The organism is Olsenella sp. An285 (genome assembly GCF_002159625.1).
Classification (GTDB): Bacteria; Actinomycetota; Coriobacteriia; order Coriobacteriales; family Atopobiaceae; genus Thermophilibacter; species Thermophilibacter avicola.
Genome location: NZ_NFIZ01000001.1, coordinates 30,489 through 51,225, shown reverse-complemented (window position 1 = coordinate 51,225; position 20,737 = coordinate 30,489). Strand labels below are relative to the sequence as shown.

General features: G+C 68.5%; 17 protein-coding genes. 4 read left to right on the top strand and 13 right to left on the bottom strand.

The window, feature by feature from the left end; translation table 11 throughout:
• Nucleotides 1–22 precede the first annotated feature (22 nt).
• The 11 genes from B5F79_RS00215 to B5F79_RS00165 form a co-directional block, all read right to left on the bottom strand.
• The gene (locus B5F79_RS00215) at nucleotides 23–1,546 is read right to left on the bottom strand and encodes an alpha-amylase (RefSeq protein WP_087216902.1); all 1,524 of its coding nucleotides are present in this window, start codon (nucleotides 1,544–1,546) and stop codon (nucleotides 23–25) included.
• A gap of 132 nt (nucleotides 1,547–1,678) precedes the next feature.
• Nucleotides 1,679–2,638, bottom strand: a complete 960-nt coding sequence (locus B5F79_RS00210) for a hypothetical protein (protein ID WP_087216901.1) — start codon at nucleotides 2,636–2,638, stop codon at nucleotides 1,679–1,681.
• 259 nt (nucleotides 2,639–2,897) lie between these two features.
• Nucleotides 2,898–3,449 carry a transcription repressor NadR gene (locus B5F79_RS00205; protein ID WP_087216900.1) on the bottom strand — a complete coding sequence of 184 codons (552 nt, stop codon included), beginning with the start codon at nucleotides 3,447–3,449 and terminating at the stop codon, nucleotides 2,898–2,900.
• Nucleotides 3,446–4,300, bottom strand: a complete 855-nt coding sequence (gene nadC / locus B5F79_RS00200) for a carboxylating nicotinate-nucleotide diphosphorylase (protein ID WP_087216899.1) — start codon at nucleotides 4,298–4,300, stop codon at nucleotides 3,446–3,448. Before nadC ends, B5F79_RS00205 begins: the two co-directional genes overlap by 4 nt.
• Nucleotides 4,301–4,369: 69 nt before the next feature.
• On the bottom strand, nucleotides 4,370–5,620 hold the full coding sequence (locus tag B5F79_RS00195; RefSeq protein WP_241147204.1) for an FAD-binding protein: 1,251 nt from the start codon (nucleotides 5,618–5,620) through the stop codon (nucleotides 4,370–4,372).
• Nucleotides 5,621–5,712: 92 nt separating this feature from the next.
• Complete coding sequence (gene nadA / locus B5F79_RS00190; RefSeq protein ID WP_087216897.1) at nucleotides 5,713–6,642, bottom strand: quinolinate synthase NadA; 930 nt, start codon at nucleotides 6,640–6,642, stop codon at nucleotides 5,713–5,715.
• A gap of 168 nt (nucleotides 6,643–6,810) precedes the next feature.
• On the bottom strand, nucleotides 6,811–7,839 hold the full coding sequence (locus B5F79_RS00185) for a polysaccharide deacetylase family protein (protein ID WP_206390919.1): 1,029 nt from the start codon (nucleotides 7,837–7,839) through the stop codon (nucleotides 6,811–6,813).
• A gap of 317 nt (nucleotides 7,840–8,156) precedes the next feature.
• Nucleotides 8,157–9,431 carry a coiled-coil domain-containing protein gene (locus tag B5F79_RS00180; RefSeq protein ID WP_087216896.1) on the bottom strand — a complete coding sequence of 425 codons (1,275 nt, stop codon included), beginning with the start codon at nucleotides 9,429–9,431 and terminating at the stop codon, nucleotides 8,157–8,159.
• Between the two features lie 139 nt (nucleotides 9,432–9,570).
• Nucleotides 9,571–10,623 (bottom strand): nucleoid-associated protein, encoded by a 1,053-nt coding sequence (locus B5F79_RS00175; RefSeq protein ID WP_087216895.1) that lies wholly within the window; start codon nucleotides 10,621–10,623, stop codon nucleotides 9,571–9,573.
• Between the two features lie 90 nt (nucleotides 10,624–10,713).
• A complete protein-coding gene (locus B5F79_RS00170) occupies nucleotides 10,714–12,276 on the bottom strand; it encodes a 4Fe-4S dicluster domain-containing protein (protein ID WP_087216894.1) in 1,563 nt (520 codons plus the stop codon).
• A 166-nt stretch (nucleotides 12,277–12,442) separates the two neighbouring features.
• Entirely contained in the window at nucleotides 12,443–13,102 is a 660-nt protein-coding gene (locus B5F79_RS00165) for an RluA family pseudouridine synthase (protein WP_087216893.1), read from the bottom strand.
• Nucleotides 13,103–13,573: 471 nt separating this feature from the next.
• Between B5F79_RS00165 and B5F79_RS00160 the strand changes: the two genes are divergently transcribed.
• Genes B5F79_RS00160 through B5F79_RS00150 form a run of 3 tightly spaced genes read left to right on the top strand, consistent with a single transcriptional unit; the run spans nucleotide 13,574 to nucleotide 17,336 of the window.
• On the top strand, nucleotides 13,574–15,256 hold the full coding sequence (locus B5F79_RS00160) for an efflux RND transporter periplasmic adaptor subunit (RefSeq protein WP_087216892.1): 1,683 nt from the start codon (nucleotides 13,574–13,576) through the stop codon (nucleotides 15,254–15,256).
• Between the two features lie 2 nt (nucleotides 15,257–15,258).
• Complete coding sequence (locus B5F79_RS00155; RefSeq protein WP_087216891.1) at nucleotides 15,259–16,086, top strand: ABC transporter ATP-binding protein; 828 nt, start codon at nucleotides 15,259–15,261, stop codon at nucleotides 16,084–16,086.
• A complete protein-coding gene (locus B5F79_RS00150) occupies nucleotides 16,083–17,336 on the top strand; it encodes an ABC transporter permease (RefSeq protein WP_087216890.1) in 1,254 nt (417 codons plus the stop codon). The genes B5F79_RS00155 and B5F79_RS00150 overlap by 4 nt, the downstream gene beginning before the upstream one ends.
• A 205-nt stretch (nucleotides 17,337–17,541) precedes the next feature.
• Here B5F79_RS00150 and hisS read toward each other — a convergent pair whose 3' ends face one another.
• Complete coding sequence (gene hisS, locus B5F79_RS00145; protein WP_087216889.1) at nucleotides 17,542–18,858, bottom strand: histidine--tRNA ligase; 1,317 nt, start codon at nucleotides 18,856–18,858, stop codon at nucleotides 17,542–17,544.
• Between the two features lie 173 nt (nucleotides 18,859–19,031).
• Here hisS and B5F79_RS00140 point away from each other — a divergent pair, with 173 nt between their 5' ends.
• Nucleotides 19,032–19,409, top strand: a complete 378-nt coding sequence (locus tag B5F79_RS00140) for a hypothetical protein (RefSeq protein WP_087216888.1) — start codon at nucleotides 19,032–19,034, stop codon at nucleotides 19,407–19,409.
• A 212-nt stretch (nucleotides 19,410–19,621) separates the two neighbouring features.
• On the opposite strand, the gene B5F79_RS00135 is transcribed toward B5F79_RS00140, so the two are convergent.
• Nucleotides 19,622–20,668 carry a branched-chain amino acid aminotransferase gene (locus B5F79_RS00135; RefSeq protein ID WP_087216887.1) on the bottom strand — a complete coding sequence of 349 codons (1,047 nt, stop codon included), beginning with the start codon at nucleotides 20,666–20,668 and terminating at the stop codon, nucleotides 19,622–19,624.
• Nucleotides 20,669–20,737 lie beyond the last annotated feature (69 nt).

Below are 20,737 nucleotides of genomic sequence, written 5' to 3'. Positions count from 1 at the left end.
GACCGTCAGCCCCTCTCATAGGCTAGGCGCGCATCTCCTCGGTGTCCTCCGCGATCTCGCGGGCGATGCGGTGGAGCTGACGATCGTTCTCGAGGGCGTCGGCCGTCCTCTCCGGCAGGTAGACCGAGAGGCGCCCGCCGAGCGTCCGGAAGGTCGCCCAGCCCTCGGCGTCCACCTCGACGTCGTCCTGCTCGCCCACGACGCACGACCAGGTCTCGCCGGCGTGCGCGGCGCCTACGAGCATGCGCTTCTCGCCACCGTCACGGTCGGTGAGGACCACGGCCACGCCGGAGCCCTCGTGCTCGGCGTCACCCTCGCGGGTCCACCCGATGACGTCCGGTGCGTCAAGGAAGTCGTGCTGCGCGCCGAAGGCGAAGCGGCGGCGGATCTCCATGAGCAGCGGCAGCTCGCGCACCGCGGGGATGTTGCCGTCGTTGGGCATGCCGTAGAGGTCGCCGTAGAAGACGCAGGGGTAGCCCGCCTCGCGCAGGAGGGTGAGCGCATAGGCGGACGGCTTGAACCACGTCTGCACGAAGGACTGCAGGGCCTGGCCCGGCTGCGTGTCGTGGTTCTCGGCAAAGGTCACGGCGTGCACGGGGTCGCGCTCCACGAGCGTGCCCGAGAAGATCTTCGAGAGGTCCTCGTTGCCGTTGGAGCAGCTCGCGCTGTAGAGGTTGTAGTGGAGCGGCACGTCGAAGAGCGACATGCTCTTCTCGGCGCCCAGATAGGCCTGGAGCTCGTCCGCCGTGCGGCCCCAGTACTCGCCGACCGTGAAGAGCTCCTTGCCCGCGTGCTTGCGCACCGCGTCGAGCCAGCGCAGGTAGAAGCCGCGGTCGATGTGCTTGAGGGCGTCCAGGCGGAAACCGTCCAGCCCGCAGGCGTCCACGTACCAGCAGCCCCAGCGCACGAGCTCGTCGAAGACGCGCGGGTCGTTGACGTCAACGTCCGCACCCATGAGGTAGTCGTAGTTGGCGTTCTCGCTCCGGTCCACGGCCTCGTCCCAGTGCTTGCCGTCAAAGAGGAAGACGCCCTTTCGCTTGGCGCGGTCGTCCCAGTCCACGCCGTGGAAGCAGCTCCAGTCCCAGGTGAAGTCGGAGTATGCGCCCGCGCGACCGGGGAAGGCGAAGCGCGTCCAGGCGGAGATGGTCTGGGGGTCGCCGATCTTCTCGCCCCGGTTTGAGGCGGAGACCTCCTGGGCCAGCACGTCCTCGCAGCCGTCCGCACCCAGGCGCTGGTTGAGCACGATGTCCGCGAGGGCCTGGATGCCGTTTGCCTGGAGCGCGCGCACGGCGGCCTCGTACTCTGCGCGCGTGCCGTACTTGGTGGCCACGCTCCCCTTCTGGTCGAACTCGCCGAGGTCGTAGGTGTCGTAGACGCCGTAGCCCACGTCCTCGCGGCCCTTCTCGGCCTTGTAGGCGGGAGGGAGCCAGACGGCGGTGATGCCCTGGTAGGCAAAGTCGGGCGCCTGCTCGGCTATGCGGCGCCAGTGGGAGCCGTCGGCGGGCAGGTACCAGGAGAAGCCCTGGAGCATGGTTCCGTTGTTCATGTCTTCCCTTCTTGATCTTGGTCGGGCTTGACAGATTGCTCTGACAGATTGCTCAGGTCAAACTGTCAAGTATCCACTTGACAGTTTGACCTGAGCAATCTGTCAGAGCAATCTGTCAAGCGCGTGCGTCCGTCACGCGTCCTCGGCGCCGGAGACGAGCGCCACGCCCGCGGCCGCGGCGAGCTCCTCGGGGGTGGGCTGGCGCATCACGCGCACGGCCAGGTACACGCAGACCCCCATGAAGAGGAGGTCGAAGATGACGTCAAAGGTCACGCCAAAGAGGCCGCGCTCGAGGAACATGCCCACCACCTGCACGAGGTCAAACGCAGCGGCGAGCACCGCCACCACGAGGAAGGGAACGATCTTCTGCGGCCGGTTGGAGCCGCGGATGCCGAGCGCCCCGGCGATCACGCCAACGCCCGACGCCGCGCCGCCCACGGCGAGGACGGCATAGAGCGTGTCGCTCACCGTGACCGGCACGCCGGAGATGACGGCGCGCTCCCCCTCCCCGTACACCACGAGGGCGGCGGCGAGCACGAGCACCACCACGAGCGTGGCCACGCCCTTGAGGACGATGATCTCCGAGAGCAGGTGAAGCACCCGCTGGTGGCGCGAGCGCAGGAAGGTCTCGCCCCGCACGCCGTTGTCGTGCTCCTCCTTGACCTTGTCCGCCAGGCGCGAGCAGATGAGCACGTAGACGATCGTGGTGGAGAGCACGATGGGGTTGAACAGGATGAAGGAGCCCACGCCCCAGCCCCACACGATCGCCACGAGCACGGCGAGCCCCACGAGGTAGCAGAGGAAGCGGTAGGGCTCCACGCGCGCGGAGTTGTTGGACGCCACGATGCCGAGGGCCGCGGTGAGGAGCAGCAGCCCGGCGGCAACGACGATCATCACGCCAAAGGTGACGGTGGTCCACAGGTCGCCCCCCGGCAGGAGCTCCATGACGTTGCCCACCAGCATCACCACGCCGCCAAGGAGCACGACGGCGCCCAGGATGCCCATGAGGATGGAGACCATGCGGAGCACGGCCTGCGCGGGCGTCCTGGGGATCGAGGGCTCGAGGTCGCTGATGACGCTCTCGTCTTCCATGGGGTACAGCTCCCTTCTCTGCAACGTGGGGAGTATACCCAAAACGGGACCGGCCGCCCGCTGTCCCGCTAGGGTATGCGCACTCCCCGTGAGGGTATGTACGCTCCTCGAAACGGCCGTTCTTCTCGGCACGTCTTCTAGATGCGGATTTGCGAGAAGGACGGCGAGGGAGAGTGTACATACCTGATATGCACACTGCGCATACCCTCAGAGGGGGTGCGCAGCGAGGCGAGGGCCGAGAAGGACGGCGAGGCCGGCGTCACGCGAAGGTGGCGGCCTCGTAGTCGGTGAGCTCGGCGAGGTAGCCGCGGGCCGCAAGGGCACGCTCGACGTCGTCGAGGACGGCCTCGCTCTCGGCGCTCACGTGGTGGAAGTGGTAGCCGCTCGTGACCTCCAGGAGCGGGGCGGAGACGCCCGAGGCGAGCTCCGCCGTGAAGCGCTCCACGTCGCGCCGGCTGGAGATGCCCAGCTCGGACGAGACCTTGCCGTAGACGCGGTGGTTCACGAAGACGTCCTCCACGCGCCCGCCCAGGTCGACGACGCAGGTCAGCTCGTCGGCCGTCTGGGCGGCGGTGTGGCGGCACTTGAAGAGCCGCGTGGGGCGTGAGGGCGACGGGGCGAGAAGGACGTAGCCGCGGTTGGTGGAGACGATCCGCTCCCCCCGCTCGCGAAGGAGCGCCACGTCCTGGACCACCACCTGCCGGCTCACGCCGCACTTCTCGGCAAGGGCCGACCCGGAGAGCGGCTCCGAGGCCGCCCTCAGGGCCTCCAGGATCCCCTCGCGCCGGGCCTCGCCCGAGCCCGCGCTCACGCCAGGACCTCGAGGTGCTTGAGGGAGAGGTCGAGGATGGGGGCGGAGTGCGTGAGCGCGCCGCAGGAGACGAAGTCGACGCCCAGGTCCACGTAGGCAGAGGCGTTTGCGGCGTCCACGTTGCCCGAGGCCTCGGTCTGCGCGCGGCCGGCGATGAGGGCCACGGCCTCCGCCATGGCCTCGTGGGTCATGTTGTCGAGCATGATGATGTCCGCGCCCGCCTCCACGGCCTCGCGCACCATGTCGAGGGTCTCGCACTCCACCTCGACCTTGTCCACGAAGGGCGCCGTCGCGCGGGCCGCGGCGATGGCCTCGGCCACCCCGCCCGCGGCGTCGATGTGGTTGTCCTTGAGGAGCACGCCGTCGGAGAGGCCGTAGCGGTGGAGCGAGCCTCCGCCCAGGCGCACCGCCTCGCGCTCGAAGAGGCGCATGCCCGGCGTGGTCTTGCGGGTGCACACGAGCGTGGTGCCGGTTCCGGCGAGCGCCTCGGCCACGCCGGCGGTGTAGGTTGCGATGCCGCTCATGCGCTGCAGGTAGTTGAGGGCCGTGCGCTCACCCTCCAGGAGCACGCGCACGTCCCCCTCCACGGTGGCCACGTGCTGCCCGGCGCTCACGCGCGCGCCGTCCGCGACGTCCGCCGTCACGCGGGTGGCGGGGTCCAGGAGCTGGAACACGCGCGAGAAGACCGCGAGCCCGGCGATCACGCCGTCGGCCTTGGCTATGAGCTGCACGCGCCCCGGGCGCGGCTCGGACATGACGGCGGCGGTGGAGACGTCGCCGAAGGGCATGTCCTCGCGCAGCGCCGCGCGAATGTGGTCGTCCATCTGCATCTGAATCATCGGGTCGGTCATGGGGGTCTCCTCTCTTGGTGGCTTGGGACGCCGGGGGGACGCGATGAGGGCGCACCGTCCCCAGGCGCCTCACTCGGCGCCCGTGAGAAGCGCCACGTCCGTCACGTCGCGCGACCCGGCAATGAAGCGCGAGCGCGCCCGCGCAGCCGCGGCGAGCTGGGCGCCCGTGTCCTCCTCAAAGCGGTCGCGCATGATCTTGTCCGCTGCGCGCTGCGCGAAGACGAGCGACTCAAGCAGGCTGTTCGACGCCAGCCGGTTGCGCCCGTGCACGCCGTTGCAGCAGGTCTCGCCGCAGGCAAAGAGGTGCGGCAGCGTGGTCTCGGAGTCGGAGTCCACGTGGATGCCGCCCATGAAGTAGTGCTGGGCGGGAACCACGGGGATCGGCTCCTCGCGGATGTCGTAGCCCTCCTCGAGGCAGCGCTCCAGGATGTGCGTGAAGTGGCCCTCGATCTCCTCGCGGGGCACGCGCTCGAAGGAGAGCCAGACGTGCTGCGCCCCCGTCCGCGCCATCTCGTCCAGGATGGCGCGCGAGACCACGTCGCGCGGCTGGAGCTCGTCCACGAAGCGCTCGCCGGCGTCGTTGAGGAGCACGGCACCCTCGCCGCGCGCGGACTCCGAGATGAGAAACGACCTCCCGGGCCGCTCGGTCCAGAGGGTGGTGGGATGGATCTGCACGTAGTCCATGTGCTCCAGGAGCACGCCGTGCTCGGCGGCCACGCGGCAGCCGTCCCCCGTGAGGCAGTCGAAGTTGGTGGAGTGCTCGTAGAGGCCCCCGACGCCGCCCGTGGCAAAGACGGTGGCGTCTGCGCGGATCTCCAGCTGCTCGTTCTTCTCGCCCGTGGCGACCACGCCGCGGCAGACGCGGCGCCCGGAGGCGTCGAAGCCCTCGATGATGTCCGTCATGCAGGTGCGCTCGAGAATCTGCGCGTGGGGCAGCTCGCGCACGCACGCAAGCAGGTGCGTGGTGATCTCCTCGCCCGTTATGTCCTCGTGGTAGACGATGCGCGGCCGGGAGTGGGCGCCCTCGCGGGTGTAGTCGAGGTCGCCCTCCGTCGTGCGGGCAAAGCGAACGCCGCGCTTGATGAGGTCGTCGATGATGGGCCGGCTCGCGCGGATCATGATGTCCACGCTCTCCAGGCGGTTCTCGTAGTGCCCCGCGCGCAGCGTGTCCTCGAAGAAGGCCTCGTAGTCGCCCTCGTCGTGCAGGACGCAGATGCCGCCCTGCGCGAGCATGGAGTCGCACTCGTCCACGGCGCCCTTGGAGAGAAGGACCACCGAGAGCGCGGAGGGAAGGTTGAGCGCGCAGTAGAGGCCGGCCACGCCGCAGCCCACGATGACGACGTCGCAGTCGATAACCCCATCAAAGTTTTCTGCAAATTGGGGACTGTCCCCAATTGACAGACGGGGGGACATCAGCGGGCCCCCAGCTCGAGCATGCGCGTCAGCGTTCGACGGGCCGCGTCGGCAACCTCGACGGGCGGCAGGCCGACCTCGCCCGTGCCGTCGCGCAGGCACGCCACGAGCTTGTCCGCGGTGATGCGCTCCATGTCCGGGCAGACGGGGCGCGTGGCCGGGAAGTGGAACCGCTTGCCCGAGCCGGCGCACCGCCGCTCGAGCTCGCCGCGGACGCCGTCAACGGTGAGGATGATGTAGTCGGTGGCCTCCCCCGCCGCAGCGGCCTCGATGATCTGGGAGGTGGAGCCCGCGAAGTCCGCGAGCGCCATCGCCTCGGGCCCGCACTCGGGGTGCGCGAGCACGGGCGCGCCGGGGTGCTCGGCCTTGAGCTGAGCAACCTCGTCGGCGGAGATGTCCCGGTGAATGGGGCAGTATCCGTCGTTCAGGATGACGTTCTTCTCGGGCACCTGGGAGGCCACGTAGGACCCGAGGTGGCGGTCCGGGATGAAGAGCACGTTGCGCTGCGGCAGCTCGCGCACGATCTTGACGGCGTTGGACGAGGTGACGCAGACGTCGGACCACGACTTGACCTCGGCCGTCGAGTTCACGTAGCAGGCCACGGCCAGGTCGTCGCCGTAGGTGGCGCGCGCGGCGTCCACGGTCTCGCGACGCACCATGTGGGCCATCGGGCAGTCTGAGGCGGGGTCAGGCATGAGGACGACCTTGTCCGGGGAGAGCAGCTTGGCGCTCTCCGCCATGAAGCGCACGCCGGCAAAGACGAGCGTGCGGTTGGGCAGGGTCGCCGCCTGGCGCGCCAGGGCGAAGGAGTCCCCCACGTGGTCGGCAAGCTCCTGGACCTCGGGCGGAACGTAGTAGTGGGCAAGGACCACGGCGTCGCGCTCCGCCTTGAGGCGCGCGACCTCGGCGCGCAGCTCGTCTGTCAGCATGCTGCTCCCCTCGACCGAGCCGTTCGCAAACCATGTCAGTATGACAGCAAGCTTGACAGGTGACAAGACAGTGGCAAGAAGAACACACGGGTTGACAGGGGGACAGTCCCTTTGTCACGTTATGCTAGGAACATAACGTGACAAAGGGACTGTCCCCCTGTCAACCCGCTAGTTGTTCACGCCGTGGTGGCAGACGAAGCTGCCGCGGTCAATGGCGCGGAACTCGTAGCCGCGCTCCTTGTAGAACTCGATCACCTGCGGCAGCGCGTCCACGGTGGTGTCCTTGGTGTTGGAGTCGTGGAAGAGAATCATCACGTTGCGGTACCCCTCCACGCAGGCGCTCTCCACGATGGTCTCGGGCGGGAGGTTGATGCCCGAGGCGTCGGCAGAGCCCACGTTCCAGTCGTAGAACTGGTAGCCGCGCGCGGGGACCTCCTCAACGAGCTCCGTCATGATGCCGGGCGTGTAGTTGGCGGAGACGGTGTTGGACGCCCCTCCCGGGAAGCGCGTGAGGTACGGCACGTAGCCGATCTGCTCCTTCACGACCTCCCCCACCTGCTCCAGGTCGTCGAAGAACGCCTCGGTGGAGGCGTAGACCTTGTCGTAGTCGTGCGTCATCGTGTGCAGGCCGATGGTGTTGCCGCGCTCGTAGGCGTCCTTGATGGACTCGCGGTACTCAGGGCTGCGGCCGGTCACGAAGAACGTGGCCTTGGCGTCGTAGCTGTCCAGGATGTCGAGGATCTTCTTGGTGTTGTAGGAGGGGCCGTCGTCAAAGGTGAGGTAGACGACCTTCTCCTCCACGCCGTCGTAGTTCCACTCCGTCGTGCGCTCCGGGTCCAGGGCAAGCTCGGCGGCCCGCTCGTCGACGGGCTCCTGCTCCTCCTGGGCCTGCCCCTCCTGCGCGGCCGCGTCCTGCTGCGCCGCCTGCGCGGCGGAGGACATGGCCCTGCTCGCAAAGGAGACCGTGGCCACCACGCCAAACCCGCAGAGCACCGCGATCACGGCGACCATCGCCACGGCGAGCACGCCCTGGGCGCGACGCTGCTGCGTGCGCGCGCTCGGGCGCCTGCCGGCAGAGACGGGACGCCCGCCGCCGGCCGGCCGACGCGCCGCCGCTGCGTGCGGGACGGCCTGCCTCGTCGTCACGCGACGGACCTCCGGGCGCCCGCCCGAGGGACGCTGATACCCACCTGCCATGTCACGCTCGCTTTTCTCGTACCTAGGCTTGTTGCCGCTTTGTTTCGGAAAGCCATTGTACGCCATACGCAACTCGTGATTTCCGATATCCCGACCTACGCGCCCGATGGTTTCAGTTCTTTCACGCGTAAACGGGGATTCCCCGCAAAATGGCGATAAATCCCGGCTACGCGTTCTTCTCGCCATGCGTAGCTCGGGATTTATCGAAAGAGGCAGCGTGCCCGCAACACGAGGGCACGAAACCTTAACCGCAGGTTCAGGCCGCGCCGCCCGGGAAGAGACAAGCACGGGGCGAGAAGAACGCGGAGCCGACGCCGCTACGAGAGCGCGATGCCCCCGAGCCAGCCGCAGAGCGGCGTGCAGAGCGGGCCGTAGACGCTGATCCACTGCGAGAGGCTGTAGCTCGCGACGTAGCCGATGTTGTGCATGACCGTGTTGCTGCCCACGTAGATGCCGATGTGACCGTAGATGCGACCGGCGTTGCTCGTGGGCGAGGAGTTAACGGCGATGATCATGCCGGGCTTGATGTTGGACGTGGAGGTGGTGCACCAGCTGTAGTACATGTCGTCCGCGTTGCCCCAGAACGAGCCGATGCCGGCGTTCTGGAAGACGTCCGTGACCCACGCGGCGCACAGGCCCGAGCCCGGCGACGGCGTGGAGTAGCATGCGCTGATGACGGAGGCCAGCGGGCCGGAGCCGGTGACGGGAGCCTGGCTCGGGGTCTGCGGCTGGCGGGCGGCCTCCTCCTCGCGGCGACGCGCCTCCTCGGCGGCCTGCTGCGCGGCGAGGAGCTCCGCGTCGCGCTGCGCCATGAGCTCCTGAACCTCCTCGGAGAGGCTCTCCACGAGCTCCTGGGACTCGAGCTGCTTGGCGCGGGCCTCCTCGAGCTCGGCGCGCTGCTGCTCCTGGAGCTCCTCGAGGTCGTCCTTGTAGCTCTCGAGCTCGGCCTTCTGCTCCTCGAGCTCGGCCTTCTGCTCCTCGAGCTCGGCCTTCTGCTCCTCGAGCTCCTCCCTCTGGGTCACGAGGGCGGCCTTGAGCTCCTTGACCTCCTCGATCATCTCGCGCTCGGACTCGCTCACCTTGTCGAGGTAGAAGATGCTGCTCGTGAGCTCCTCGAAGGTGGCGGAGGAGAGCAGGAGGTCGAGCGTCCTGCGGGGGCCGGACTTGTACGCCGCGGACATGCGGTCGCCGATCTGCTCCTGCTTGGTCTCGATCTTCTTCTGGGTGGACTCGATCTCCTTCTGCTTGTCGGAGATCTCGTCCTCCTTGTCATCGATCTTGTCCTGGGTGTCGTCGATGACGGCCTGGGTGTCGTTGATCTGCGTGGTGACGCCGCTGATCTCCACCTGGGTCTCGGAGACCTGGGAGGCGATCTCGGAGTACTCCTCGCCTATGCGCTCGAGCTCGGCCTGGGCCTCCTCGTAGCTCAGCTGGGCCGCGTCGAGCTTCTCCTGGGTGGTGGCGGCGAGCGCCATGTGGGGGGCCAGCGAGGCGCAGAGGCCCGCCCCCATGAATATCCTCAGGGCGTCGCGGCGCGTGACGGTGCGCGGCGTGAGCCCTGCGTCGCTCATGCGAACGTGCGAACGGGACATGATGTCTCCTTGGTCCTTGGGTACGGTTCCGGTGCAAAAGGACACGTTCAGTCATTGTAGCGGCAATGGCGCCCTGCCACGAGATGCACAGAGAGCTTGACCCCTCCGGGCAAGGGGTCCGACCCGTCCGGGCTTGGCGTCAGCGGTTCTCTATCGCGGCGACATTTCCCACGGTGATGGTTATGCGGCCCTCGGCGTCGCGGGAGAAGTCAAGGTAGCCGGGCTTGTCCGCGAGCTCGGAGGGGAAGGTGATCTCCACGCCGGTGTCGGTCTTTATCTTGTGGCTGCGGGTGAGGCGGTTTGCCACCCCGCGACGAACGGGCGCCTCCTCGGGAAGCGACGCCTGCCGAACGCGCTCCTCGAAGCGCTCCGCAACGTCCGGCCGGTCCTCGAAGACGGCGCGACCCACCTCTGCGGGCGCGAAGCTCTCCTCCACCTCCGCCGCGCGGGCCACCACGGCCTTGGCGCGGCCCACCTCGACCGCCGGCGTGAGCCCGAACTCCTCCGCCACGTCGCGCACGATGACGCTCACCTCGTCGATGACCTCGTGGCTCGAGGCCTCGCTCGTGCACTGGAGGAAATGCTCGGGGATGATGGAGACGCTCGTGCCGCCCACGCTGCGCTCCTTGTCGTGGAAGTCTATAGCCATGGTCTCCGCGTCAACGAGCACGTAGGAGGCGACCTTCTGCGACGGGTTGGGCAGCACGGCGTCCTGGCGGGCTATGTCGTTGGAGTCGCCGCCCACCTCGTGCACGAACGACTGCTTGCGGGGCAGGAGCAGCACCGCAAAGAAGCGCCTCCCCACGGGCCCGTCGAAGGAGGGGCCCTCGTCTCCGGACTCGGCGTCGCCGGAGCCGCCGGCGTCCGTGTCCGTGAAGTCCGCCACCAGGAGGTCGCACTGCTCGAGGTCCTCCGCGCGGCGCAGCTCCTCCCAGAACCACTGGGCTATCTCCACGGAGAAGTCCACGAACTCGCGCTCGCCCGCGAGGTAGCGAGAGAGCTCGAAGGCAAACCCGGAGTCCTGCGAGAACGAGCCGTGCCGGCTCTCCGCGTTGGAGGAGATCTTCCTCAGGTGCCGCTGCACGTAGGAGCGCGTCGAGCGCACCATGAGGTCGAGCGGCCGCTCCGAGAAGTACGTGGAGCCGGACTCGAAGTCAAAGACGTGGAGGATGGCGTGGTCTACCTTGAGCATGTGTTCCCTTCTCGCTTGACGGAAGTGGGACAGACGCCAGCAGGCGCCTGCCCCACCGAATGACTCAAAAGGGGTCTGTCCCCTATTTAATCACTTGCCGTCCTCCGGACGCTCGAGCGAGGGGATGAGGTCGCGGAACTCGTTCTCGTCGGCGTTCTTGTGCGGGGACTTCTTCGCGTAGCGCTTGACGGCCGCGGCGGTCTTGTTGATGGACTGCAGCGTGCCGGCGCCCGCGACGCAGCCGCCCGGGCAGGCCATGCCCTCGAGCAGGTAGCCGGGGTACTTGCCCTTCACGGCGTCCTTCATCATCTTGCGGCAGTTCTCGAGGCCCTCGGCGTTGACCACGTTGACCTCGCGCTCGGGGTGCAGGTTCTTGATGACGTTGACCACGGCGTTGGCCACGCCGCCCGCGACCGCGAAGCCGCGGCCGTCGGCCGAGGCGGTGCCGAAGTCGGACTCGCCCTCTCCCTCGAGCTTGGTGTACTCGTCGATGCCGGCGCCCTTCATCATGCCCGCCATCTCCTCGAAGGTGAGGACGAAGTCGACCTCGGAGCGCACGGACTTGCGCATGGCCTCGAGCTTCTTGGCCGAGCACGGCCCAACGAAGACGATCTTGGCGTTGGGGTGCTGCTGGCGCAGCATGCGCGCCGTGAGCGTCATGGGCGTGAGGGCCATCGAGATGCACTCGGCGTGCTCGGGGAACTCGGTCTTGGCCATGACCGACCACGCGGGGCAGCAGGAGGTGCCCATGAACGGGATCTTCTCGGGAACCTCCTCGAGGAAGTCCTCGGCCTCCTGGACGGTGCAGAGGTCGGCGCCGATGGCGACCTCCTCCATGCCGGAGAAGCCCAGCATCGTGAACGCCTGGCGCAGCTTGTCCACGTTGCCCTTGCCGCCGAACTGCCCCACGAAGGCCGGCGCCACCTCGGCGATGACCTCGTCGCCGCGGTTGATGGCCTGGATGACCTGGAAGATCTGGCTCTTGTCGGCGATGGCGCCAAAGGGGCAGTTGATGAGGCACTGGCCGCAGGAGACGCACTTCTCGTAGTTGATCTGGGCGCGACCGTGCTCGTCGGAGCCGATGGCGTGCATGCCGCAGGCGTCCGCGCACGGGCGCACGTGGTGCTGGATGGCATGGTAGGGGCAGGTGTTGAAGCACATGCCACAGTGGATGCACTTCTCCTGGTCGATGTAGGCCTTCTTGTCCTTGAAGGTGATCGCGCCCTTGGGGCAAATCTCGCGGCACGGGTGCGCGAGGCAGCCCTGGCAGCCGTCCGTCACGCGGTAGACGTTGTCCTCGCACGCGTTGCAGGCGAACTTGATGACGTTGACCAGGGGCGGCTCGTAGTAGGTCTCCGGCACCGCGGCGTCGGCGAGGCCGTCCGTGAGGCTCTCGCGCTTGTCCACGCCCTGCAGCGGCAGGCCCATCGCCAGGCGGATGCGCTGCTCGACGATGGCGCGCTCCAGGAAGACCGACTCGCGGTAGGTGGCCACGTCACCGGGGATGATCTCGTACGGGAGGTCACGGATCTTGCGACGGGTGGTCTTCTCGTCGTCTTCCTTCATGTCGTAGGCGATCTTGGCCACGTTGGAGAACACGTTGCGGCGAATCTCGGTAAGGTTGGTGTACACGCCACGCATGGTATCGGCCATAGGTGCCCCTCTCCTGGCAGCTTCCGTTCCGTCGTGCGCGTCCCCTCAGATGCGCACTCGTCCCTATAAGTATCGCACAGCGCGGTCCCCGCGACGCGATGGTCCGGGTGCCAATTCTCAGCGCCCGAAGAGGGACCGAACTTGACAGTTTGACCCGAGCAAACTGTCAACCCACGGGGGCAGGCCACAGGCGCTCCGGCCACGCGGTCTCGAGGCGCAGGCGCTCCCCCGTCACGGGATGGTCGAGCCCCTCCCGCCAGGCGTGGAGCAGAAGGCCGGCCCCGGAGCGCGCGCCGCCATAGAGGGGGTCTCCCACGATGGGAAACCCAAGCGACGCCAGGTGCACGCGAATCTGGTGCCGCCTTCCGGTGCCGAGCCTCACCAGCAGGAGCGACCTTGCGCCCGCAACCGCCAGTCTCCGCACGTGGGTCTCGGCGGGCTTTCCCTGCCCCGGGCGGCAGACGCGCATGCGGCGGGCGTCGTGGCGGTCCCGGCCGATGGGCGAGCGGACGTCCTTCTCGCCCCAGGGGAAGCGGCCCGAGACCACGGCGAGATAGGTCTTCTCCATGTCGTGACCCGCGACCTGGGCGTCCAGCGCCGGCTGCGTCGAACGGTCGAGCGAGAAGATCACGATGCCCGTGGTCTCCCTGTCGAGGCGCTGGACCGCCTGGGGGCGCACGTCCGAGCGGCCCTCCGCCACCAGATGCTCGGCCACGACGTCCGTGAGCGTGCGGGCGCCGGTCCCGTCCGCGTGCACCAGGATCCCGGCGGGCTTGTCCCAGGCCAGCAGGACCTCGTCCTCGTATATGATGCGCAGGCTCTCCATGTCCCTGACCCTATCACAGCCCGGCCGTCAGGGCGTGCGGCGTTGCGAGAAATCGAGCCGGGGCACTCGCGGGACGCGGGAGCGTTGCCAGATTCGGGGCCGGGGCACTCGCCGGGCGCAGAAGCGTTGCCAGATTCGGGGCCGGGGCACGTCGTGGGGGCGACGCGTGGACCGTTCTTCTCGTCTGGTACCCATCGATTAATATATTGCTTAAATTTCCCTAGGCCCTACCAGCTCTCAAAGCGAGAAGAACGTCGGCTCGCAGCCCAGGGCGTGCCCCGGCCCAAAATATGACAACGCCCGAGCGGAAATCCGTGCCCTGGCCGCCAAAGTCGCAACGCGAGTGCGCCGCCCCACACGTGCCCAGCCCGGCGACGCTCCGTGACAGTATCGTAAGCTCCGCCGCCCACCTGCGGTTTTACGGCCTCTGGCGGAAGCCACAGCCAAGACGCGGGCGCGACGGCGCCACGGATGGTCTACGCTCAGGCAACGGGAAGCCACGTGCCGGAGGATGCCATGACGCGCAAGGACCTCGAGAAGGTGCCCACCACGGGAGACGAGACCCGGGCCATGCCCGAGCAGGAGCCCATAGGGATCATCCAGCGCGGCCCGGTCAAGGACGGCTCCGCGGGAGGGGGCACGCCGGCTCAGGGAGGCGCCCCCGGCGGCGAGGTCGCCGTCGACGGCGACCCCGAGGAGACGGACGAGGACGTCGAGGCGCGCCTGGCCTACGAGTCGCTCATGCGCCACCGCAGGGCGCGCCGGCGCAAGAAGGTCGTCGCCGCGGCCATCGTGGCGGGCCTCGCGCTCGCGGGCGGCATAGCCTGGGGCGTCACGTCCATGCAGGCCAACCAGACGACCGAGGAGACGCAGCTCCAGACCTTGCCGGTGTACCGCGGGGAGTTCTCCGAGTCCGTCCAGGCGACGGGCACGGCCCAGCCCCTCTCCTCCGTGGTGGTGACGCCCGAGGTTGACGGCATCATAGAGTCCGTCCGCGTTGCGGAGGGCTCCACCGTGAGCGAGGGTGACGTCCTTCTCACCATAAAGAACGACGACCTCGACCGTGCGGTGCGCGAGGCGGAGATATCCGTGCGCAGCGCCAAGGCGGGCGTCTCCTCCGCGCAGGAGGCCTACGACCAGACCTTCAAGAGCTACGGCTCGGCAACGGCCGCCCGCACGTCAGCCGAGTCCCGCGCCGCCTCCGGAGAGGTCTCGCTCCTGGACACCTCCGGCATGCCGCCGGTGTCAGACACGGGCGCGACCGACGGGACGGACGCCCTGCCCGGCGCATCGTGGGCGGACGTCCAGCAGGCCGCGGCGCAGCTCGACTCCGCCAAGCTCGCGCTGGAGAGCGCGCAGCAGGCCTACGACCAGGCCGTCGCCCAGGCGGGCAAGCGCACCGTCACCGCACCGTCGTCCGGCTCCGTCGTGGTCATGAACGCCGTGCAGGGCGCCGCGCTCGGCGCGGGCGGAGGGGCGGGGTCCGGCTCCTCGGGCACCCTCATCCAGATCGCGGACCTCTCGCAGATGACCGTGAGCGTGCAGGTCAACGAGGTGGACATCTCCCGCATAGCGGTGGGGCAGGCCGCGCGCGTGACCTTCTCGGCCCTCCCCGGGACCATGCTCGACGCGCAGGTTACCCGCATCTCCACGGTGTCGTCCTCGGACCCCAACGGCTACAACTACGGCGTCGTGACCTACGACGTGGAGCTGCTCATCCCCGACCCCGTGCCCGAGCTCAAGCCCGGCATGACGGCGAGCGTGGAGATCCTCCTGCAGCACGTGCCGGACGCCATGACGGTTCCCTCCTCCGCCCTCGCGACCGATGACGGCACGAGCTTCTACGTCTACGTCATGACCGACCCCGAGACCCAGGCGTGCGAGCGGCGGGACGTCACCGTGACCGCACAGAGCGCCACCAACGCCGCGGTGGAGGGCGACCTCCAGGACGGCGACCTCGTGGTGCTAGACCCGTACTCCGTGCCCGTCGCGGGCATGGGCGCGGGCGAGCAGGACGGCGGGCTCGCGGGCGGGGGCCTCGACGACAGCGCGGCGGACGACGGCATGACGGCCGACGACGGTGCTGCGGCTGACGCCGTCGCGACCGAGAGCCAGGCGGACGCCGTCGCGACCGACGCCGAGCCGGCGGCCTAACCATGACGCCCGCCATCGACATCCGCCGCGCCTGGCGCATCTACGAGACGGACGCCGGCTACACCCCGGCCCTGCGCGGCGTCACGCTCTCAGTTGCCCGTGGCGAGTTCCTCGCCATCATGGGACCCTCCGGCTCGGGCAAGTCCACCCTCATGAACATCCTGGGCTGCCTCGACCGCCCCACCTCCGGCACCTACCTCCTCGAGGGCATAGACGTCACCGAGCTCTCCGAGGACGACCTCGCCCACGTGCGCGCCAGCCGGCTGGGCTTCGTCTTCCAGTCGTTCAACCTGCTCCCGCGCGCCACCGTCCTGCGCAACGTGATGCTGCCGCTCGTCTACTCCGACACGCCCCCGCACGACCGCGAGCTCGCCGCCTGGCGCGCCCTGCGCTCCGTGGGCCTTCCCGAGGAGCACTACCTCCATCGCTCCAACGAGCTCTCCGGCGGCCAGATGCAGCGCGTGGCCATCGCCCGCGCGCTCGTCAACGACCCCGCGATCATCTTCGCGGACGAGCCCACGGGCAACCTCGACACCGCGACGGGCGAGATGGTCATGCGCACCTTCCGCCGCATGCAGCGGCGCGGCAAGACCATCGTGCTCATCACCCACGACCCCGAGGTCGCCGCCTGGGCGGACCGCACCGTGCACATCCGCGACGGCAAGCTCTTCTCGGACGAGGAGGAGCGCGCCTATCTCGCCGGGCTCGCCGCCAGAAAGGACGGCGAGAAGGGCGCCGAGAAGGACGGCGGCATCGGACCCGCGTCCTTCTCGCCCGCGCCGCCCGCCTCCCCGCTCCGCTCCAAGCTCCTGGGGGTGCCCTGCCTATGAGAGCGCGCGACCTCGCCTACGAGACCTCCACCGCCCTTCTGGCCAACCGGGCGCGCACGCTGCTCACGGTGCTGGGCATCGTGATCGGCATCGGCGCCGTCATAGCCATGACGGCGCTCATCGACGGCGTCAAGGCGCAGCTGGTGGGACAGCTCGGCCTCAACATGTCCCGCACCGTGAGCATCACCTGCTGGCCCCCGGGCAACCAGCCGCTCGACCTCGACGACGTGGAGGAGATCGGCCAGGCGCTGGCCTCCGACTACGAGTTCGTCACCGGGTTCACGAGCACGGGCGCCCAGGCCTCCTCGAGCACGGCCTCCATCGACTACCTCACCATCACCGCGTGCGAGCCGGAGTACTTCCGCGCCATGGGCTACGAGGCGGCGCGCGGCAGGCTCTTCGACGAGGAGGAGGCCGAGGAGGGCGCCATGGTGGTGGTCCTGGGCGGCAGCTCGGTGAAGAGCCTCTTTGGCTCGCCCGACGCCGACTGCGTGGGACAGACCGTGCGCATTGGGTCCAGCAGCTACACCATCGTGGGCGTGGTGGACGAGGGCCTCACCTACGACTACGACGTCTGCTACATGCCGGCGGAGACCGCCGTGACGCGGCTCATTGGGCAGGGCGGGTACAACTCGTGGCAGATCACGGGCTTCGCGCGCGAGGGCTCGGACATGTACGCCGTCGCCGCGGCCACCGAGTCCTACCTCTACAGCCGCTACAACATCCCCGTGCCGGACCCGGACCAGACGAGCTTCTCGAGCGACGAGGGCTACGTCTACGTGCAGACCGCGCAGGCGCTCATCGACCAGCTGGACGCCACCACGGCCACCTTCCGGATGCTCGCGCTCGCCGTGGCGGGAATCTCGCTTCTGGTGGGCGGCATCGGCATCATGAACATGATGCTCACCAACGTGACCGAGCGCATCCGCGAGATAGGCCTGCGCAAGGCCCTGGGCGCGCGCCGCGGGGACGTCACGGGCCAGTTTCTGCTGGAGAGCGTGACCATCTGCATCGTGGGAGGGGTGCTGGGGATAGCCGTGGGCTACGGCGGCGCATGGCTGCTCGCGAGCGTGGCGGGCTCGGCCCTGGGCTCCATGATGGGCGCAAGCGGGGCCATCGTGCCCGTGATCTCTCCGGCAACGGTTGCCATGGCCACCGGCATCTGCGTGGGCATCGGCGTGGTCTTTGGCTGGTACCCGGCCCGCCGCGCCGCGCGCATGGACCCGGTGGAGTCGCTGCGCTACCAGTAGCGCCGTCCAGCGCGAGCGGCAGCCCCCTTGAGGGTATGTACCGTGCGCATACCAGGTATGTACGGTTTTCGACCCGGCCGTTCTTCTCGGCAGCGCTCTGACCTGCGGCTCTGCGAGAAGGACGACGGGCCGAATCGTACATACCCGGTGTGTACAGTGCGCATACCCTCACGCTCAGGAACGCCAGGCGAGAGGGACGGCGCGCCTACCCCAGGCGCGCCCTCACGGCGTCGACGAGCCCCGCCATCGGGACCTGGACCTGCTCGTGGGACCCCATGTCGCGAAGCGTGGCCGAGCCGGCGGCAACCTCGTCCGCGCCCATCACCACGCACAGGCGGGCGTGCAGCTTGTCGGCCTGCTTGAACTGGCTCTTGAGCGAGCGGCCCTGGTAGTCGGCCTCGGTGCGCACGCCCGCGGCGCGCAGCGCGAGGCACGCCTCGAAGGCGGCCGCGCGCTCGGCCTCGCCGCCGGTGGAGGCAACGTAGACGCACTCGGGCTCGGCGCCGCCCATCTCCACGCCCTGGGCGCTCAGCGCAAGCGCGATGCGCTCGAAGCCAACCGCAAAGCCCAGGCCCGGGGTGGGCTTGCCGCCCTCGAGCTCAACGAGCCCGTCGTAGCGGCCGCCGCCGCCGATGGCGCCCACGCCCGCGCCCACGGCCTCCACCTCGAAGACCGTGCGGGTGTAGTAGTCCAGCCCGCGCACGAGCGTGGGGTCCTCCACGTAGGAGACGCCCGCGGCGTCCAGGTAGCGCTTGACGGCGGCGTAGTGCTCGGCGCACTCGTCGCAGAGGTTGTCCGGGGCGAGCGGCGCGCCCTTCATGACCTTGCGGCAGTGGTCGTTCTTGCAGTCGAAGGCGCGCAGCGGGTTGATCTGGGCGCGCTCGAGGCAGTCCTCGCACATCTCGTCCGCGTGGTCCAGGATGAAGGTGCGGACCTTGTCACGGTAGGCGGGGCGGCAGGCGGCGTCGCCCATCGAGTTGATCACCAGGCGCAGGTTCTCGCGGGCAAAGCCCAGGCGCTCGAAGTACTGCATGAGCATGATGATGCACTCGGCGTCCGCGGCGGGGTCGGCGGCGCCCAGCCACTCGACGCCCACCTGGTGGAACTGGCGCAGGCGGCCCTTCTGCGGGCGCTCGCCGCGGAACATCGCCTCGGCGTACCAGAGCTTGGCGGGAGCGGCGCCCTGCGGCACGAAGTTGTTCTCCACCGCGGCGCGCACCACGCCGGCCGTACCCTCGGGGCGCATGGCCATGCGCTGGCGCGGCTTGAGGTGAGACTCGCTGCCGCGCTCCAGCAGGTCGCCGAAGAGCGCGCCGGAGACCACGCGGAACATCTCCTTTCGCACCACGTCCGTGGACTCGCCGATGCCGTGCACGAAGGTGTCCACCTGCTCGATGGCCGGCGTCTCGATCATGTCGAAGCCGTACGCGCCAAAGAGCTCGCGCGCCTCGTCCTGCATGCGCTGCCAGGCGCGCATGTAGCCGCCATAGAGGTCCTCGGTCCCCTGAACCTTCTGAGCCATCGGGCATCCCTTCTCGCCGTGCAGTTTTACAGCCGTCAAGTATAGCGCGAGTCCGCAGCGCGCCGTTCTTCTCGTCAGCTCGATCGACTTGTTCTTCCCACGGGGACAATCTCAGTCTCTGCCGTCACCACGCCGTGATACGCTGTCCGAAATCGCCGAGGTGGGGAGACACGATGGGGCTATTTGACAAGCTGCGCGGAAAGAAGGAGCCGGACGTCTGGGAGGATGCCGCCAAGATGACACCGCGCTTCTACCGCGACAAGGACGACGACCACCCCATGGGCATGCTCCTCCTGCACGAGGACAGAAAGACGATGCTCCCCCGCTATCCGCAGACAATGTACCAGGTGAGCGGTGAGGCCGTCTTTGACTGGCGCCTCCTGCTCGTGAGCAACGAGGCCGGAGATCTTCTCGCGACCATGGACTACTTCGAGGCGCTCGACCTCATCGAGCCCGATGCGCTCGCGACCGACGCAAACTTCGTGCTCACGCCGTCCTACACCACCGCCGACCTGCTCGACCTCGCCGCCCGCAGCTATTCGGCGCAGTAGCTCCCGCAGCGACGGCGCGACCGGCGGCCAAGTATAGCGGAGCAGCCACGGCACCGCCTCGGAGGGGCGCGTACACCCCGCCATCAAATGAGGGTCTCAAATCAGCAGGTCAAAGCTCTGTCGAGAAGAACGGGCCGCCCGGAAGGTGTAACCTCTCGGGCGGCCGCACATGTCACGACGCTAGGTTCTTCTCGCCAGGCTCTTCTCGCCCGCTAGGCGATCTTGACGACCCAGCCCTCGGGGCCCTCGATCTCGCCGGCCTGGATGCCGGTGAGCGTCTCGCGCAGTCTGGACATGACGGGGCCCACGTGCTCCATGCCGCCCTCACCAAAGGTGACCTCGACGTCGCCGTTCACGACCTTGCCCACCGGCGAGATCACGGCCGCGGTGCCGCACATGCCGCACTCGACGAAGGCACCCTCCGCGACCTCCTCGAACTTGACCGGGCGCTCCACCACGGTCATGCCGAGCATGTCCTGCGCCACCTGCACGAGGCTGCGGCGCGTGATGGACGGCAGGATGGAGTCGGTCGCGGACTGCGGCACCACGAGCGTACCCTCGCGGTCGACGAACAGGAAGTTTGCGCCGCCGGACTCCTCCACGAAGGTGTGGGTCTGCGGGTCGAGGAACATGTTGTCCGCGAAGCCCTCGGCGTGCGCCTGCACGCTCGGGTAGAGGGACATGGCGTAGTTGAGGCCGGCCTTGATGGCGCCGGTTCCGTGCGGCGCGGCGCGATCGTACTCGGGAACCTTGACGGCCACCGGCTTGACGCCGCCCGAGTAGTACGGGCCCACAGGCGTCACGAGGATGCGGAACTGGTACTCGTCGGCAGGCTTGACGCCGATGACCTCGCCGGTTGCCACCATGAAGGGGCGCACGTAGAGCGTGGCACCGGAGCCGAAGGGCGGAACCCAGGCCTCGTTGGCCTTGACGACCATCTTGACCGCCTCGACGAACTTGTCCTCCGGGAAGGGCGGCATCACGATGCGACGCGCGGAGTCGGCCATGCGCGAGGCGTTGAGGTCCGGACGGAAGCAGACGATGTCGCCGTCCTTGGTGGTGTAGGCCTTGAGGCCCTCGAAGACCTCCTGGCAGTAGTGGAAGATGCCCGCGCACTCGGAGAGCGTGAGGGTGTGGTCGGTGGTGAGGCCGCCCTCCTCCCAGGCGCCGTCGTGATAGTTGCAGACGTAGCTGTAGTCGGTGGGCTGATAGGCAAAGCCGAGGCTGCCCCAGTCGATGTCCTTCTTCTCCACTGCCATGATTGCCCCCTCGTGCCGAGATTGCGTGAAATGCGTGCTGCGGACACGATAAACCCTTTGGTGGCGCAG

Coding starts and splice junctions, on each gene's coding strand:
- B5F79_RS00140 (WP_087216888.1), top strand. CDS start 19,032: ATGGGGCTATTTGACAAGCTGCGCGGAAAGAAGGAGCCGGACGTCTGG.
- B5F79_RS00155 (WP_087216891.1), top strand. CDS start 15,259: ATGACGCCCGCCATCGACATCCGCCGCGCCTGGCGCATCTACGAGACG.
- nadC (WP_087216899.1), bottom strand. CDS start 4,300: ATGACCGACCCGATGATTCAGATGCAGATGGACGACCACATTCGCGCG.
- B5F79_RS00160 (WP_087216892.1), top strand. CDS start 13,574: ATGGTCTACGCTCAGGCAACGGGAAGCCACGTGCCGGAGGATGCCATG.
- B5F79_RS00215 (WP_087216902.1), bottom strand. CDS start 1,546: ATGAACAACGGAACCATGCTCCAGGGCTTCTCCTGGTACCTGCCCGCC.
- B5F79_RS00210 (WP_087216901.1), bottom strand. CDS start 2,638: ATGGAAGACGAGAGCGTCATCAGCGACCTCGAGCCCTCGATCCCCAGG.
- B5F79_RS00135 (WP_087216887.1), bottom strand. CDS start 20,668: ATGGCAGTGGAGAAGAAGGACATCGACTGGGGCAGCCTCGGCTTTGCC.
- B5F79_RS00185 (WP_206390919.1), bottom strand. CDS start 7,839: ATGGCAGGTGGGTATCAGCGTCCCTCGGGCGGGCGCCCGGAGGTCCGT.
- B5F79_RS00165 (WP_087216893.1), bottom strand. CDS start 13,102: ATGGAGAGCCTGCGCATCATATACGAGGACGAGGTCCTGCTGGCCTGG.
- B5F79_RS00180 (WP_087216896.1), bottom strand. CDS start 9,431: ATGTCCCGTTCGCACGTTCGCATGAGCGACGCAGGGCTCACGCCGCGC.
- B5F79_RS00170 (WP_087216894.1), bottom strand. CDS start 12,276: ATGGCCGATACCATGCGTGGCGTGTACACCAACCTTACCGAGATTCGC.
- B5F79_RS00150 (WP_087216890.1), top strand. CDS start 16,083: ATGAGAGCGCGCGACCTCGCCTACGAGACCTCCACCGCCCTTCTGGCC.
- nadA (WP_087216897.1), bottom strand. CDS start 6,642: ATGCTGACAGACGAGCTGCGCGCCGAGGTCGCGCGCCTCAAGGCGGAG.
- B5F79_RS00175 (WP_087216895.1), bottom strand. CDS start 10,623: ATGCTCAAGGTAGACCACGCCATCCTCCACGTCTTTGACTTCGAGTCC.
- hisS (WP_087216889.1), bottom strand. CDS start 18,858: ATGGCTCAGAAGGTTCAGGGGACCGAGGACCTCTATGGCGGCTACATG.